General features: G+C 42.2%; 15 protein-coding genes. 11 read left to right on the forward strand and 4 right to left on the reverse strand.

Annotated elements, in window-relative coordinates; genetic code table 11:
* Positions 1 to 526 precede the first annotated feature (526 nt).
* The gene (locus tag BLQ53_RS19465; protein ID WP_413089592.1) at positions 527 to 658 is read left to right on the forward strand and encodes a hypothetical protein; all 132 of its coding nucleotides are present in this window, start codon (positions 527 to 529) and stop codon (positions 656 to 658) included.
* A 57-nt stretch (positions 659 to 715) separates the two neighbouring features.
* On the opposite strand, the gene BLQ53_RS12350 is transcribed toward BLQ53_RS19465, so the two are convergent.
* Both BLQ53_RS12350 and BLQ53_RS12355 read right to left on the reverse strand, forming a co-directional pair.
* Entirely contained in the window at positions 716 to 1,249 is a 534-nt protein-coding gene (locus BLQ53_RS12350) for a hypothetical protein (protein WP_342005199.1), read from the reverse strand.
* A 29-nt stretch (positions 1,250 to 1,278) separates the two neighbouring features.
* The gene (locus BLQ53_RS12355; protein WP_093727627.1) at positions 1,279 to 1,626 is read right to left on the reverse strand and encodes a DUF4064 domain-containing protein; all 348 of its coding nucleotides are present in this window, start codon (positions 1,624 to 1,626) and stop codon (positions 1,279 to 1,281) included.
* 470 nt (positions 1,627 to 2,096) lie between these two features.
* On the opposite strand from BLQ53_RS12355, the gene BLQ53_RS12360 reads away from it, so the two are divergent.
* Positions 2,097 to 2,321: a helix-turn-helix domain-containing protein gene (locus tag BLQ53_RS12360; RefSeq protein WP_038562019.1), complete on the forward strand. Its 225-nt coding sequence runs from the start codon at positions 2,097 to 2,099 to the stop codon at positions 2,319 to 2,321.
* A gap of 237 nt (positions 2,322 to 2,558) precedes the next feature.
* Here BLQ53_RS12360 and BLQ53_RS12365 read toward each other — a convergent pair whose 3' ends face one another.
* Entirely contained in the window at positions 2,559 to 3,524 is a 966-nt protein-coding gene (locus BLQ53_RS12365; RefSeq protein WP_093727628.1) for a S66 family peptidase, read from the reverse strand.
* 202 nt (positions 3,525 to 3,726) lie between these two features.
* Between BLQ53_RS12365 and BLQ53_RS12370 the strand changes: the two genes are divergently transcribed.
* A complete protein-coding gene (locus BLQ53_RS12370; protein ID WP_093727629.1) occupies positions 3,727 to 4,167 on the forward strand; it encodes a hypothetical protein in 441 nt (146 codons plus the stop codon).
* 104 nt (positions 4,168 to 4,271) lie between these two features.
* On the forward strand, positions 4,272 to 4,574 hold the full coding sequence (locus BLQ53_RS12375; RefSeq protein WP_093727630.1) for a hypothetical protein: 303 nt from the start codon (positions 4,272 to 4,274) through the stop codon (positions 4,572 to 4,574).
* A 208-nt stretch (positions 4,575 to 4,782) separates the two neighbouring features.
* On the opposite strand, the gene BLQ53_RS12380 is transcribed toward BLQ53_RS12375, so the two are convergent.
* Positions 4,783 to 5,484: a hypothetical protein gene (locus BLQ53_RS12380; protein WP_139180878.1), complete on the reverse strand. Its 702-nt coding sequence runs from the start codon at positions 5,482 to 5,484 to the stop codon at positions 4,783 to 4,785.
* A gap of 350 nt (positions 5,485 to 5,834) precedes the next feature.
* Here BLQ53_RS12380 and BLQ53_RS12385 point away from each other — a divergent pair, with 350 nt between their 5' ends.
* The 7 genes from BLQ53_RS12385 (at position 5,835) to BLQ53_RS12415 (ending at position 12,979) form a co-directional block, all read left to right on the forward strand.
* Positions 5,835 to 7,220: an MFS transporter gene (locus tag BLQ53_RS12385; protein WP_170829687.1), complete on the forward strand. Its 1,386-nt coding sequence runs from the start codon at positions 5,835 to 5,837 to the stop codon at positions 7,218 to 7,220.
* 73 nt (positions 7,221 to 7,293) lie between these two features.
* The gene (locus BLQ53_RS12390) at positions 7,294 to 7,740 is read left to right on the forward strand and encodes a hypothetical protein (protein ID WP_093727633.1); all 447 of its coding nucleotides are present in this window, start codon (positions 7,294 to 7,296) and stop codon (positions 7,738 to 7,740) included.
* 154 nt (positions 7,741 to 7,894) lie between these two features.
* Positions 7,895 to 9,376 (forward strand): potassium/proton antiporter, encoded by a 1,482-nt coding sequence (locus BLQ53_RS12395; RefSeq protein ID WP_093727634.1) that lies wholly within the window; start codon positions 7,895 to 7,897, stop codon positions 9,374 to 9,376.
* Between the two features lie 12 nt (positions 9,377 to 9,388).
* Complete coding sequence (locus BLQ53_RS12400; RefSeq protein WP_093727635.1) at positions 9,389 to 9,874, forward strand: MarR family winged helix-turn-helix transcriptional regulator; 486 nt, start codon at positions 9,389 to 9,391, stop codon at positions 9,872 to 9,874.
* A 2-nt stretch (positions 9,875 to 9,876) separates the two neighbouring features.
* Positions 9,877 to 10,692: a glutamate racemase gene (gene racE / locus BLQ53_RS12405; RefSeq protein ID WP_093727636.1), complete on the forward strand. Its 816-nt coding sequence runs from the start codon at positions 9,877 to 9,879 to the stop codon at positions 10,690 to 10,692.
* A 72-nt stretch (positions 10,693 to 10,764) separates the two neighbouring features.
* On the forward strand, positions 10,765 to 11,904 hold the full coding sequence (locus tag BLQ53_RS12410; RefSeq protein ID WP_093727637.1) for a GerMN domain-containing protein: 1,140 nt from the start codon (positions 10,765 to 10,767) through the stop codon (positions 11,902 to 11,904).
* A gap of 475 nt (positions 11,905 to 12,379) precedes the next feature.
* Entirely contained in the window at positions 12,380 to 12,979 is a 600-nt protein-coding gene (locus tag BLQ53_RS12415; protein WP_093727638.1) for an XTP/dITP diphosphatase, read from the forward strand.
* The last annotated feature ends 1 nt before the right edge of the window (position 12,980 follow it).

The raw sequence follows: 12,980 nt of genomic DNA on the forward strand, positions 1-12,980 counted from the left end.
TTCCGAGAAAGTCGTTGAACTATCAAACACCATTGGAAGTATTTTTGAGTCACCTGGATGATGCTGTTTTGTCTAGCTTATATTGACAATTGAGATTACTTATTACCTTTTCGCTTGATTAAGGTAAAAGAAAACATAATATGTTTTAAAGGGAATTCCAAGAGAGGGATGAGTAATGAAACGTTACGTCATATCGCAGCCATTTACTTGTTTATGATTCATAGTCCAGGGTAACATTATGGCACTTTCTCGTCCGAATAGTCGTAGTAATCCTTCATTTCATCAACATCGGCTTCAGCTTCATAACTGATGATACGAGAATAACAATCCCCCGCAGGCTTGGGGAAAAGTAACGCGGTAGCGATACTAAAAATCTCTCGTAATTCAGAGGAGTTTTCAGCTTTAATTTTCTGTCCTGAAAGGCCGAAACTACACCCTAAAGAGTGATCTTTTTGAATCCAGATGGTGCATTAGGATATGTGCAGCAGATAGTGACCAATAGAGTCTTTTTGGGGTGCGCTGAAAAGTGAAATGTATTTATTTGAAGGGATTTTTTGCATTTGACGAGCTGGACGAAGCTATCGACGAGTATATTCATTTAAGATTACAAGAAAAAAGAAAAGGCTTTAGCCCACTTGAAAGGGCTAAAGCCTTCTAACATCTTTTATCAATTTCACTGTCTACTTGACAGAGAGTACTTCAAGTAGGATCTCTCTTACTCTACAGTAACAGTAAATTCAACAGGTTCTGTTGTCATATAGTCTGCAGATGTTACATCTCCAAGCACTAACTTGATTTCTTTAACAGAAGCTGGGTCAATTGATTTTCCTTCTGGTGCTAAGAATTCCAACACAGCCTCCTGTTTAACGCCGCCTTGAATATCACCACTGATGTTGCCGTCTGTCATAAACATATTGGCATCAACTTGCATATCACCAATAACGGCAGAACCCATATCTGGATAAAAACTAACTGCGTCAGAATTAGTGTTTTCTACATTGATACCAACTTGAATTTTATCTTCAAGAATTTTGATATCACCTAGGCCAACCTTTAATCCGGCAGCAGTCATAGATTGATCAGAGGCATCGATTTTCTTAGAAGTATCCTCGGATTCAGTTGCTTTCTCTTTTTCAGACGATTCAGCTTTAGAGGTGTCAGATCCTGTAGATACATCCTCAGTAGAACCACAAGCTGCAAGAGCAAACATCAGTACTAAAAGTAGACTAAGACCTAATAACTTTTTCAATATAGAAACCCCTTTTGTATGTAGATAATTTATGCGGCTTTATTTACGTTTTTGTTCTTTCTGAATACGCCCATGAAACCTGCAATAGCGATTAACACGGCAGAAATTAGATAGAAGAAAGAGATGCTGATAAGTCCTCCGACTGCCGAAATTAAAAGTAAAATACCGCCAAATTTTGGTTTGGATTTAACAACGATTGAACCAATGATAGCGAGAGTTGAGAATAAAAAGGCAAACCATCCCAATCCTGTAAGTGAGCTTGTACCGGTTTCGCTAATAGCAGCATCGACGCTACCGATAAATAAAGCAAAAACTGCCCCGAAGAAACCTAGTATACCTCCGATAAGGCCTAATACGAATTCTGTAGTTCTGCTCATAAAATTACTCCTTTCTTGAATTGTATGTAAGTCAATATAACTAACCGAATAGAAATAGTATGGTACTATATATGCGGGTAGTTGGTTAACTAAATGAAAATGATAGTTATATATACTTACCAAAGTGCATTATATACTATTAATAGATAAAATGCACTATGTATAACAAATATTTGTACATTTATCTTTAATATGGAATAGGTAGGAACGCCATGTGTTTCAATCATGGTTGAAAATGAATGAGCACATTCATTCAAAGGTGGTACTAGCTAATGCCTTATTTGCGGCGTGTTCACAAACATCAAAGTACTCATAAGATGTATAACAACTCGCTTTCCAGAACCCATCCGTCAACAATCATTAACAATTCGCGAAATCCGTTCACCCTCCAGCGTTAGTTTACATAAGCTACATGGACTAAATAAATACCTGACGCAGCAACCCTGAAGAGAGCAAGGAGGGGTTAACTTTTGAAGGATAATGACTACAGGCCAAAACAATTACTCACCAAACGAGAAAAAGAAGTCTTTGAACTATTGGTTCAGGATAAGACAACCAAGGAAATCGCCCAAGAGCTGTTTATCTCAGAAAAAACAGTGCGGAACCACATATCGAATACGATGCAGAAACTGGGAGTAAAGGGACGGTCTCAGGCTGTAGTGGAGCTCCTTCGCATGGGGGAACTGAAGCTCTGACAGGCATGAGCTCTGCCTGTCGAATGATAAAGCTGTTTGTAAGCGAATAGAGAATACTCGCTTGCTGTGACGGCTATTTAAAACCGACTGTAGTGGTCGGTTTTTTGTTCGGTTTCAAAATGCTTTTGAAAAAAAAGTGAAATGAAAAAGTTCATTGAAATAATAAAAACAGAAGAACCTATGTTATTGCAGGTTTTCCTGTAACCGGGTCAAAAGACATTACAGTTCTTCTTATCATCAAAATTCAATGAGTTCTAATCTCATATCCTTTGTATTAACGCGTATTTTCCCGCCAATAGGTAAAGTCATTATTGGTTGTGTATGACCGAAATCCATATCGTAAATAACAGGTATGTTTTTTAGCTGCGGATGTTTGTTCAGGATAAAGTGAAGTTGTTTTTCGGATACTTCTGATCTCTTTTGAAAACGTCCTATTAATAAAGCTTTTATACTTTTGCTTATTTGCAGTAAAGACGTTAAGTCTCTTGCGAATGTTTCAGGAGTAGTTAACTCATCGTCCTCTATGAATAAGATACATTCATTGGTATCGGGCATATATTCCGTTCCTTGTAACAGATTGAGGGTACAAAGGCTTCCTCCAATCAATGTTCCTTCTGCACTCCCATTTGAATAAACCTTCCATTCCGTTCCCTTATAAATACGATTGTTCTGATCTATAAACCACGAATCATCACTCCATTTATTTGAAGGCTGCAGTTCAAAGGGTTTCTCTTCCATCAGACACTTCTTAAAGTAGGCTGTTTGATAATCTTGTAATCCGTCCATTTGGAAACTTGAAAAGTGCGGTCCGGAATATGTAATGAATTTGCATTTTTCATTTATTGCATTAGTCAATGCTGTTATATTACTATAACCACATAATATTTTTGGATTATCCTGCAGTAATTCATAATCTAGATAAGGCAGTAACTCATTGCTATTAAAGCCGCCTATCACCGTCAGAATAGCTTTCACATTTTTGTCTGTAAAGGCGTCGTGCAAATCCTCAATACGCTGTTCAATGGAGGATGAATCTTGTATGTCACAAACTTCAACATTTCTGCCGAATGTGACATGAAGGCAGAGGTCTTGAAGACGCTTTTTTGCTGCCAGAATGCCATTCCCAGACAATATTTTCATACTGCGGCTTGGAGCAATGATTCGAACTTCGTCGCCTTTTTTAAGCTTATTCGGAATGATCATCAACTACATCCTCGCTTTTCACTAAATTTACCCAATTATACACGAGTAATGAAACGCTTAAAAGTGAATGAGGTAAGAGTATCTACTATAATCCCATGAGTATTTACCAGTAATTAACTGTTTGTGTGGTAAAATTTAAAGAAGAAAAGGGTATATGATTATTGCGGAGTATAATGCGATAGAAAAAGGTGAATAAGATTGCATGAATAGACAGTTGAAAAAGTTGATATTAACTGGGGAATGTGTAAAGGCTCAAAAAATGACTGATAAGCTGTCATATGAAGAGCTGGATGCAATCCTGACGGAAATAACATTCAGTGAACCGAGTATTGCTAGTTATACTTTTATCTTGCATTTATTGTGCCGAGATGAAAAAGCTCGGCTTCACGAAATCGCTTTTGAGTTGCTTGTCCATCCTCTTTGCCATATACAAGGCGCTTATTTTTCTGCGCTTCATCATGCAAGGCGCTGTATCGTATTAGCAGATCAAGAGGAATTAGCGGATTATTTATCCTATTTATTATTTTTGCATGAGGTACCTGATAAAGTAATCAGTAAACAAGAAGCATTTGCTACAGCTAATAGAATTTTAGAATTGGATCCATATAATGAAGCTGCCAAGAGCTATTTTACTAATAAATAGTACTCGGGTGGACATGTGTGAACGAAGAATTGGATTTATGATATTCTTATTTTTAATAAGTTAGATAGTGAGGCTGGAATTATTTAGATTAGGAGTTGATTTGCGTGTTTCTATGGATCATTGCCCCACTCGTAGTACTCGTGATAATTGTATTAGCGCAGTTTCCAAAGAAAAAAGGGAAGAATGCCGATTCATCCAGACAAGAAAATAATCATCATAACAAATCTGATAAAGACGGTGATGTTTCCATATATACGCCAATGATGATGGTGGACACTGAAAATGATGGCGGTCATAAGCGATATCATGATACAGATCTTAGCTCTCAATCTTATGATGCCGGTCCGAGCAGCCCTTCCTACGACGGCGGTGGATCAGATGGCGGAGGGGGAGGCGGAGGAGAGTAACTGCTTACTGTCACTCCATCTGTTAAAACCGGCTTACAAGCTGTTTTTTTATGGTTGGTTGTAGGTGTGTTCTGGTAATTGGAATGGCAATAAGGGCTAATGAATCTAGCGAGGCCTATGACAGTCACTTTTAATTTTTCCAGATAAAAGCAATCGTGGGAAGAGAATCAAAAGCGTGCGACGTCATGCGTCACACGCTTTCCTATGACTAGATATCAAGATTTTCTTCGGAAATCAATTCACCAGGTGTTACAGTCTGAGCTTCTCCAACTGGTTCTCCATCTCGTACAGGAGGTTCGAATGTAATTTCCAGCTGTTTTGGTTTGGAACCGGCATCTTCCAGTATAAAGTAAATGTAGCCGTATTCTCCATATTCATCAGTTGTGTAATCTTTAACCAATTCACTATCAGGTCCAATTAGTCCTGTTAGTTCTTCACCTGTATCCGTTACTGCGGTTGCTTTACCATAATAGGTGAAATTATAATCATTTTCGTTTTCAGACTCCGTCTCCAGCATGATGGCGCGAACAGTATCCTTGCCGGAGAACTGCTCCAGTTCCTTTGCTTCTTCATTAAGATCTATTTCGACTAGATAAGGTGCTGCGGTGATTATAAAATTATCAAATGTTGCGGATATCGGTTCATATTCGCCGTCTCCGGCTTTATTGGTGTAAGCGCCGAGCAAGAAATAGTCCCCGAATTCATCCTCTGTATGTTCATATACCTCCATTTTTTGTTCTGTTGTCAGATGGCTCGTTTCTGAATCCTCTGTTTTTTCGTTTGTCTGTTCCTGCAACTCATTGGTATCTTCAGAGTTTTGGGCGGTCGTATCTGAAGCTTGATCGCTGCCGCAAGCAGCCAGTAGGAGAACTAATCCCAATAATAAAATGAAACTATATAATTTCTTCAAATTCATTGCTCCCTTTTGTTTTTGTTCTCTTATTTGAATTTTTTACCATGCGAACATTTCTATCGTAACAAATAAACGATAATTGGAGTATGGGGCATCCGTTCCAAAATCAATTAAGCGTGTTTATGACAAAAGGTCCAAAACTTCCTTGTTTTTCGTCTTTTTCCTATAGGTTTAACGACATTACAATATGGAATTATTTTCTTGTTGTTAGTTTAAGAGTCGGGTGAAGAGAAATAAATCATCTATCCAATTTACTAATTTATTCCAAATGGGTATAACTATGTGGAATATTATGTAATAATTTTTTTGTTCTTATAAATACGATGTTATATAAATGGGGGAAAGGGATGCAAAATGATGAGCGTAAGGTAAGTTACCAAAACAGAATCACAGCGGGCGAGAAAAATAGTTATGGTGCAGCAGCGTTTGCAGGTTGCTTTTTAATTACCATGATCACGCTTGGGTTATACAATTACTATCCTTTCAAATTTGATTTAGAAGAAAGTGCATTACGAGCTATTTTGACAATTGGTTGGCTGCTTCATGCAACAGCAGTATTGGTGATGGGCGGATTGATGGATGCAGGAGGGCATGCATTCAGCAATCAGAAGAAATGGCTCCGCTGGTCTGCAATCCCGTTAGTCATATTCGCTATATTAATGAGTTTCCTTCCGGCTGTTGGTGCATCACTGCAAATAATCTATCTCCTGGCTGTGGGTAGTATCTTTGCTGTGTTGTGTGCTGCTTACTATGTGCCATATGCTGCGATGCAGTCAACTTTGACACAGGATCAAGAGGAGCGGGAGAGCTTCAATGTTTTTCGCATGGGTTATACAGCTGGCGCTGTGTATGTGGCGACAAGGATATTAAATACATTGGATTATCGATTGTCGAGGTCGGATTTGGGATGGTTCATTGCATTTCTGATCTTTGCTGTATTTGTGCTTTTTCTGTACGGGCGTACCTATCGGAATACGACGGAGAGGAATCCGGTAACAAAGCATTCAACATTATCATTAGAGAAAGTCATCCGTGCTTTTTTCACTAATAAGCAGGCGGTTTTTGCGGTAATGATCATTTTTATTTCTGTACTGCAAGTAGCAATCCAGTTGCATTCGAGTATTTTCTACGGGGATATTTTCATGGATAATCAGCGAGCAGGACAAGCAACATTTGGGATCGTTTCAATGGTGATGCTTATTGGCAGTCTCCTCTTTACTGCTCCGCTTATCAGGAAATACGGGAAAAGAAATTCCATTATCATTGGTACTGTTATCTCCTTATTAGGAACAGTGGTATTGATGGTTGGATCTGAATATCCAGCTATTTTCATTGTTGGCTTTGTTTTAAAAGCACTTGGATGGCTGCCGCTTGGAGCTTCCATATTTGCGATGCTGGCGGATACGGTAGAGTATGGCGAGTTGATATCCGGCTTGCGTATACCGGGAATGATATTTGGCGTGGGGAGCTTTGCTGTAAGTATGGCGATCGGACTAGGCACAATGGGAGTCAGCTGGCTATATTATATGATTGGATATCAACCTGGAGGTTTACAAACGGGAATCATCCGAAATACAACCATGTTCTTCTTTTTGTACTTCCCAGCTATACTGGCAGTCATTCAAATCGTTTTATTGGCCTTTTATAAACTTGACCACAAATACACGGAAGTGCTGGAGGAGCTGCGGCAAAAGAAAACAGTCCAGACAAGCGAAGATCAAGTTTTAAGCTAATCCAGTTTTTACCCTAAGGACAGCAGGTATCCCTCCGATTCTGTCGAAACTGTACAGAAAAGGAGGGTTTTCTATGGAAATTGTGAAAAGTCCGTCTGTCGCACCTGTCGTCGCCTCGCTGTCTAGTTTGCAGCAGCAGCTTTACCGAGATGTCCGAGACGCATTTGTTCGTGTCACGGAAGCGGGAGAATATTATATGGCCGATGAAGATGATGTTCTGGTCATGACACCGATTGCCCGTATGCATCACTTAACGCTTTCGCAAGTAGCTTCGTATTACAGTGAAGTGGAATGCAGCATCGCGCAGTTCCAGGCAGCCCAGCTGGGAAGCTCTCCGCCGGCGGATTTTGAAAAGTGGGCAATGAAAAAAGGAAATACCGTGGTCAGCCGGTATGATGATGGGAAGGATTGCATAATGGTCAGCATCAATGGGTGTAAAGCGATACCTTATCAAGAATTACCGGTTTCTTCTTTCTCGGAATTGTTTCGTTCCTATACATTCAGTTCTATGTTCAAGTGAATAGCTTGTAAATAGCCGGCCCCGAGGTGTCGGTTTTTTTATGTATTCCGTATTTTTTGAGGACGAATTACATGCAGATATGCGTTTTTAACGGTATCATTAAGGATAGGATAGAAAAGTCAGATATTGCTCGACACCTTGTAGGGGGATTTACATGCATGATTATATGGTAACTAATCAATTCATTTTTCTCTTCGCATTGCTGCTCATTGTGAGTGTAGTGGTGACGAAGTTTTCGACGAGGCTCGGGGTCCCGGCGCTCGTCTTGTTCATTGCGGTCGGAATGATCGTCGGCAGCGACGGTTTTGGTCTTGTTTATTTCGATAATGTTCATTTGGCGGAGGCGGTCGGTATTTTCGCACTGATTGTCATCCTGTTTGAAGGGGGGCTCCATGCAAACTGGCACTCGATGAAGCCAGCGCTTGCTCCGGCGATCACGATGGCGACAATAGGAGTGTTGCTGACGGCAGCAATCGTCGCTGTTGCTGCTCACTATATTTTCGATTTGACGTGGCTGGAATCTGTTCTGATCGGGTCGATCGTCGGCTCGACGGATGCCGCTGCGGTCTTTTCTGTTTTAAAGGGGCAAAACGTCAAAGAAAAGCTTGCTGCCACGTTGGAAGCGGAATCCGGCACGAACGATCCGATGGCGATGTTTTTGACGATCACTTGTATCGAATTGATCAGCGGTCAGGGCTCTAGTGTTGTCAGCATGATCGGCAGCTTTATCTGGGAAATGGGAGCAGGTGCGGCAATGGGGCTGCTTATCGGCTTCATAGCTGTCACAGCGATCAATCGAATCAACTTGGATACGAGTGGCCTTTATCCGTTGTTCGCGCTTGCATTTGCATTGGTAAGCTACGGATTGACATCCGTTATCCATGCTTCTGGATTATTGGCTGTTTATGTGAGCGCCTTGTATATCGGAAATGCGGAAATTACGTACCGCCGTTCGATCATTCGTTTCAATGAGGGGTTCGGCTGGCTTATGCAAATATGTATGTTCGTCTTGCTGGGCTTGTTTGTCTTCCCTAAGGAGTTATTTACACCAAGTCTTATGATTAAAGGCTTTTTACTTTCGCTGGTGTTGATATTCCTGGCACGGCCGCTGGCAACCTTCCTTACCTTGATACGCTTCAAATATACCGCAAAAGAAAAGCTGTTCATTTCATGGGCAGGTCTGAAAGGTGCCGTACCAATCGTACTCGCGCTCTTTCCTCTCATTGCCAGTATTGAGAACAGCCAACTTATCTTCAACGCTGTCTTCTTCGTCGTCCTCTTATCAACGGTACTGCAAGGCTCGACAGTAACCACGCTTGCAACGAAGCTGAAATTGGTGGAGCCGCCGACAACGAATGAAATCGAAACGCTTGAGTTGATCAGTATGGGACGGAACAATCTTGAGATGGTAGAATATAAACCAACGGAACTGAATGAAATATCCGGAAAACGCTTGGAAGATCTTGAATTTCCAGATACGACTTTGATCAATGCCATCCTCCGGAGCGGGGAGATCATCTCGCCGAACGGTCAGACAGTCATCAAAGCAGGCGATACACTATATATCATGGTCTCCATGCAATATAAGAAACAACTTGCAAAATACTTACGCAGGAATAAACTAACGCAAAAATAGCAGGAGGAATGAATGGTGCACGACATACTGACAGCTGAAAGAATTGCAGCAATCGAGAAGGAGCTGCGACATATTGCCGCAATCATCAAGCAAAAAGGGCGTGAAATCCTCCTGCAGTACCCGATTACGGCGCCGCAGTTTGTCGCGTTGCAGTGGCTGGCGGATAAAGGGGATATGACAACCGGCGAGCTTTCCCAGACAATCAGGCTCGCAATCAGTACGACAACCGATATCGTCGACAGGCTGGAGAAAAATGAGCTTGTGAAACGTGTACGTGACGAGAAGGACCGGCGCATCGTCCGGGTGCATATCCTAAAAAAAGGAGAGCATATCATCACAGAAGTGATCGAAAAGCGCCAAGCTTATCTGAAAGAGCTTCTGGAAACTTTTTCTCACCAAGAGGCCGACCAGCTGCAGTTGCTCTTACATAAATTACACGGTAAAATGAATGATTACGAACAGCTAGAGGCTAAAACAGAGAAGAAAAAGAGGAGATAAACGTGGATTATCCGATTGGTGTCATTGATTCAGGAGTAGGCGGCTTGACCGTTGCCAGGGAGCTGATGCGTCAGCTGCCGAAAGAAAATCTCATTTATGTCGGAGATACACTGCGCTGTCCATACGGTCCAAGACCGGAGGCGGAAGTGGTGGAATTTACATGGGACATGGTGAATTTCCTCCTGGAAAAGAACATCAAAATGCTCGTCATCGCCTGCAACACTGCGACAGCTTTCACTTTGGAAGAGCTGAAGCAAAAGCTTGATATACCGGTTGTCGGTGTCATCGAGCCAGGTGCTCGTGCAGCAATCAAAACAACGAAAACGAATCATATCGGTGTGCTCGGTACGGAAGGGACGATACGCAGTCACGCGTACCGGAAAGCGTTGAAAAATATCAATAATGAACTGCAAATCGAAGGACTTGCCTGTCCTGCATTTGCCCCGATGGTGGAAAAAGGTGTTGTCTCAGGTCCATTGGCACGCCAAGTCATTGAAGAAGCACTAACACCATTGAAGGATTGGAAAGAAATGGACACACTGATTCTCGGATGCACGCATTATCCGATCATCAAACCGGTAATCGAGGAAGTGATCGGGGAATCGGTCGATGTGATCAGCTCCGGTGATGAAACAGCGCGTGAAGTGAGTGCTATCTTAGGCTTCAAACGGCAGCTATATGAAGGGGATCGTCCAGTTTCTCACCAGTTCTATGCAACCGGCGATACGCATCTCTTCATGAAGATCGCAAATATGTGGCTGAAGCAGCCAGTCACGGAAGTGGGAAGGATTCAACTCGGCAGCCCGCAGTCGATTTAAATAAAGATGGTCTAAAACCTTTGATGGCTCGTATACATGATAGTACAAACCATCAAGGGGGAAGAAGTGCGTATGAATAAAAAAATTGCAGGTCTTTTCACTAGCGTAATAGGCCTTTCCATTTTACTGGCCGGATGCTCCTTGAAAGGAGAGCAGGCTGTCGACGAAGTGGACGTGCCGCAGGATACGACGTATGTGGACGAGCTTGAAGAAAATGCGCTTGATCCAGGTGCCGCAGAAGCGCCGGCAGATGGAGAAACACCGGCTGAAGGAGAAGCACCAGCAGAAGGCGAGGAAGAACAGCAGCCAGAAGATGGTGCCAAGGAAGGCGAATCCGCCACTGCAAAACGGCAGCTGTTCCTAATGGATGCCAACGGAATGGTCGTACCGATGACATTCGAACTGCCGCAGACGAATGAAGTGGCGAAAGAAACATTGGAATACCTCGTAAAAGACGGTCCAGTGACGGACATGCTTCCGAATGGCTTTGAGGCAGTATTACCGGCAGGAACGACAATCAATGGAATCGATGCACAGGAAGATGGTACATTGATCGTCGACTTCTCGAAAGAATTCAATGAATACGAAGCAGCAAACGAGAAGAAGATCCTCGAGTCCATTACGTACACACTGACACAGTTTGAGAATGTGAACAATGTTTCGCTTCGTGTAGAAGGACAAGAGTTGGCGAAAATGCCTGTTGATGGTACGCCAATCGGCAAAAGCTACTCTCGTGCAGATGGCATCAACTTGATGGACAATGGCATCACAACCGTGGACAGCGAATCTGTCACACTATACTTCCCAGCTGAAGCCGTCGATGGCACGCCTTATGAAGTACCAGTGACAGAACGAATGAACAGCAATGCCGAAAACGGCTATGAAGAAATCGTCAATGCACTGATTGACGGACCAGCCATGGACAGCAATCTGTCTAACGTCTTCAATACAGGCTCCTCCCTTGCTTCCGAGCCTACATTGAAAGATGGCGTACTCAGCTTGGAATTCAACAAGGAAGTATTGAGTAATGTCGATGAAGCTGCTATCACAGACCAATTGATGGAAACACTCGTCATGAGCTTGACAGAACTTGAGGAAGTCGAAGCTGTCTCCGTCACGGTGGAGGGCGTCGAAGAAGTGTTCAATGAGCATGGGGAAGCGTACGCAGAGCCTGTGACAAGAGAACAGTACGTTCCGGCTGAAAAACTTTAACATTAAGCCTGGTCATGTGACCGGGCTTTTTTGTGTTACCAGTCTAAATAAGATGGTTTTGATGTTATATTGGATTTAGGAAAAGATTGTAAACAAAAGCAAAGAAGAGAGCAGGGGATAAAATGAAAAATATTGATCGTGCGTTGATCATGCTTGCAATTATTATTCTAATTATCAACTATCCAATAAACAGATGGTTCTTTTCATCTCCACCTGAATCAACTGGAACTTTTATTTCTCTTATGTTTATTTGTATCGTTTTATTAAGACTAATTGATAGAGATAAAAATGCATAAACAAAATCCTTAGCAATTACGAATTTAACCAAGTAAATGAACAAAGACACCTCGAATATTTTTGCCAAGAGCAATTGTGGAACGCTATACTGGATAGTAGCTTTTGCTTACATAGTTTTTATTTTGTTTCAAACAAGGGTACAGATAGGCAGAAACAAACGTTCATTGGAGGGATTGACATGGATAAAATCATCATCGCAACAAAAAATGCTGGAAAACTGAAGGAATTCAAAGCCTTTTTCGCGGACTATGATATAACAGCTTATGGTCTCGACGATTTGGCAGAGCAATTCGACGATATCGAAGAAACAGGTACGACATTCGAGGAAAACGCTGCGCTGAAGGCAGAAACAATGGCAGGTCATCTGCAAGTCCCTGTACTAGCGGATGATTCAGGGTTGGAAATTGATGCACTCGAAGGCCGCCCAGGCGTCTACTCTGCCCGTTATGCTGGGGAAGCGAAAAGTGACCAGGCAAATATGGATAAGGTGCTAGAAGAACTGCAGGATGTGCCGGAAGAGGAGCGCACTGCCCGTTTTGTTTGTGTGCTGGCAGTTTCACAGCCTAATAAGGAAACATTTTATGCCAGAGGCCATGTGGAAGGTACCATCACAGAAGCACCGCGCGGCGAACATGGCTTTGGCTATGACCCTGTTTTTCAGGCGGATGGCTACGAAAAGACAATGGCAGAGCTGAAACCGGAAGAGAAGAACCAAATCAGCCACCGGAAACAGGCAATGGTCCATCTGGAAAAATGGCTGAATGTCCAGGCAAAGTGAG

Origin of the sequence: Terribacillus halophilus (genome assembly GCF_900101385.1) — a bacterium.
GTDB lineage: Bacteria > Bacillota > Bacilli > Bacillales > Amphibacillaceae > Terribacillus > Terribacillus halophilus.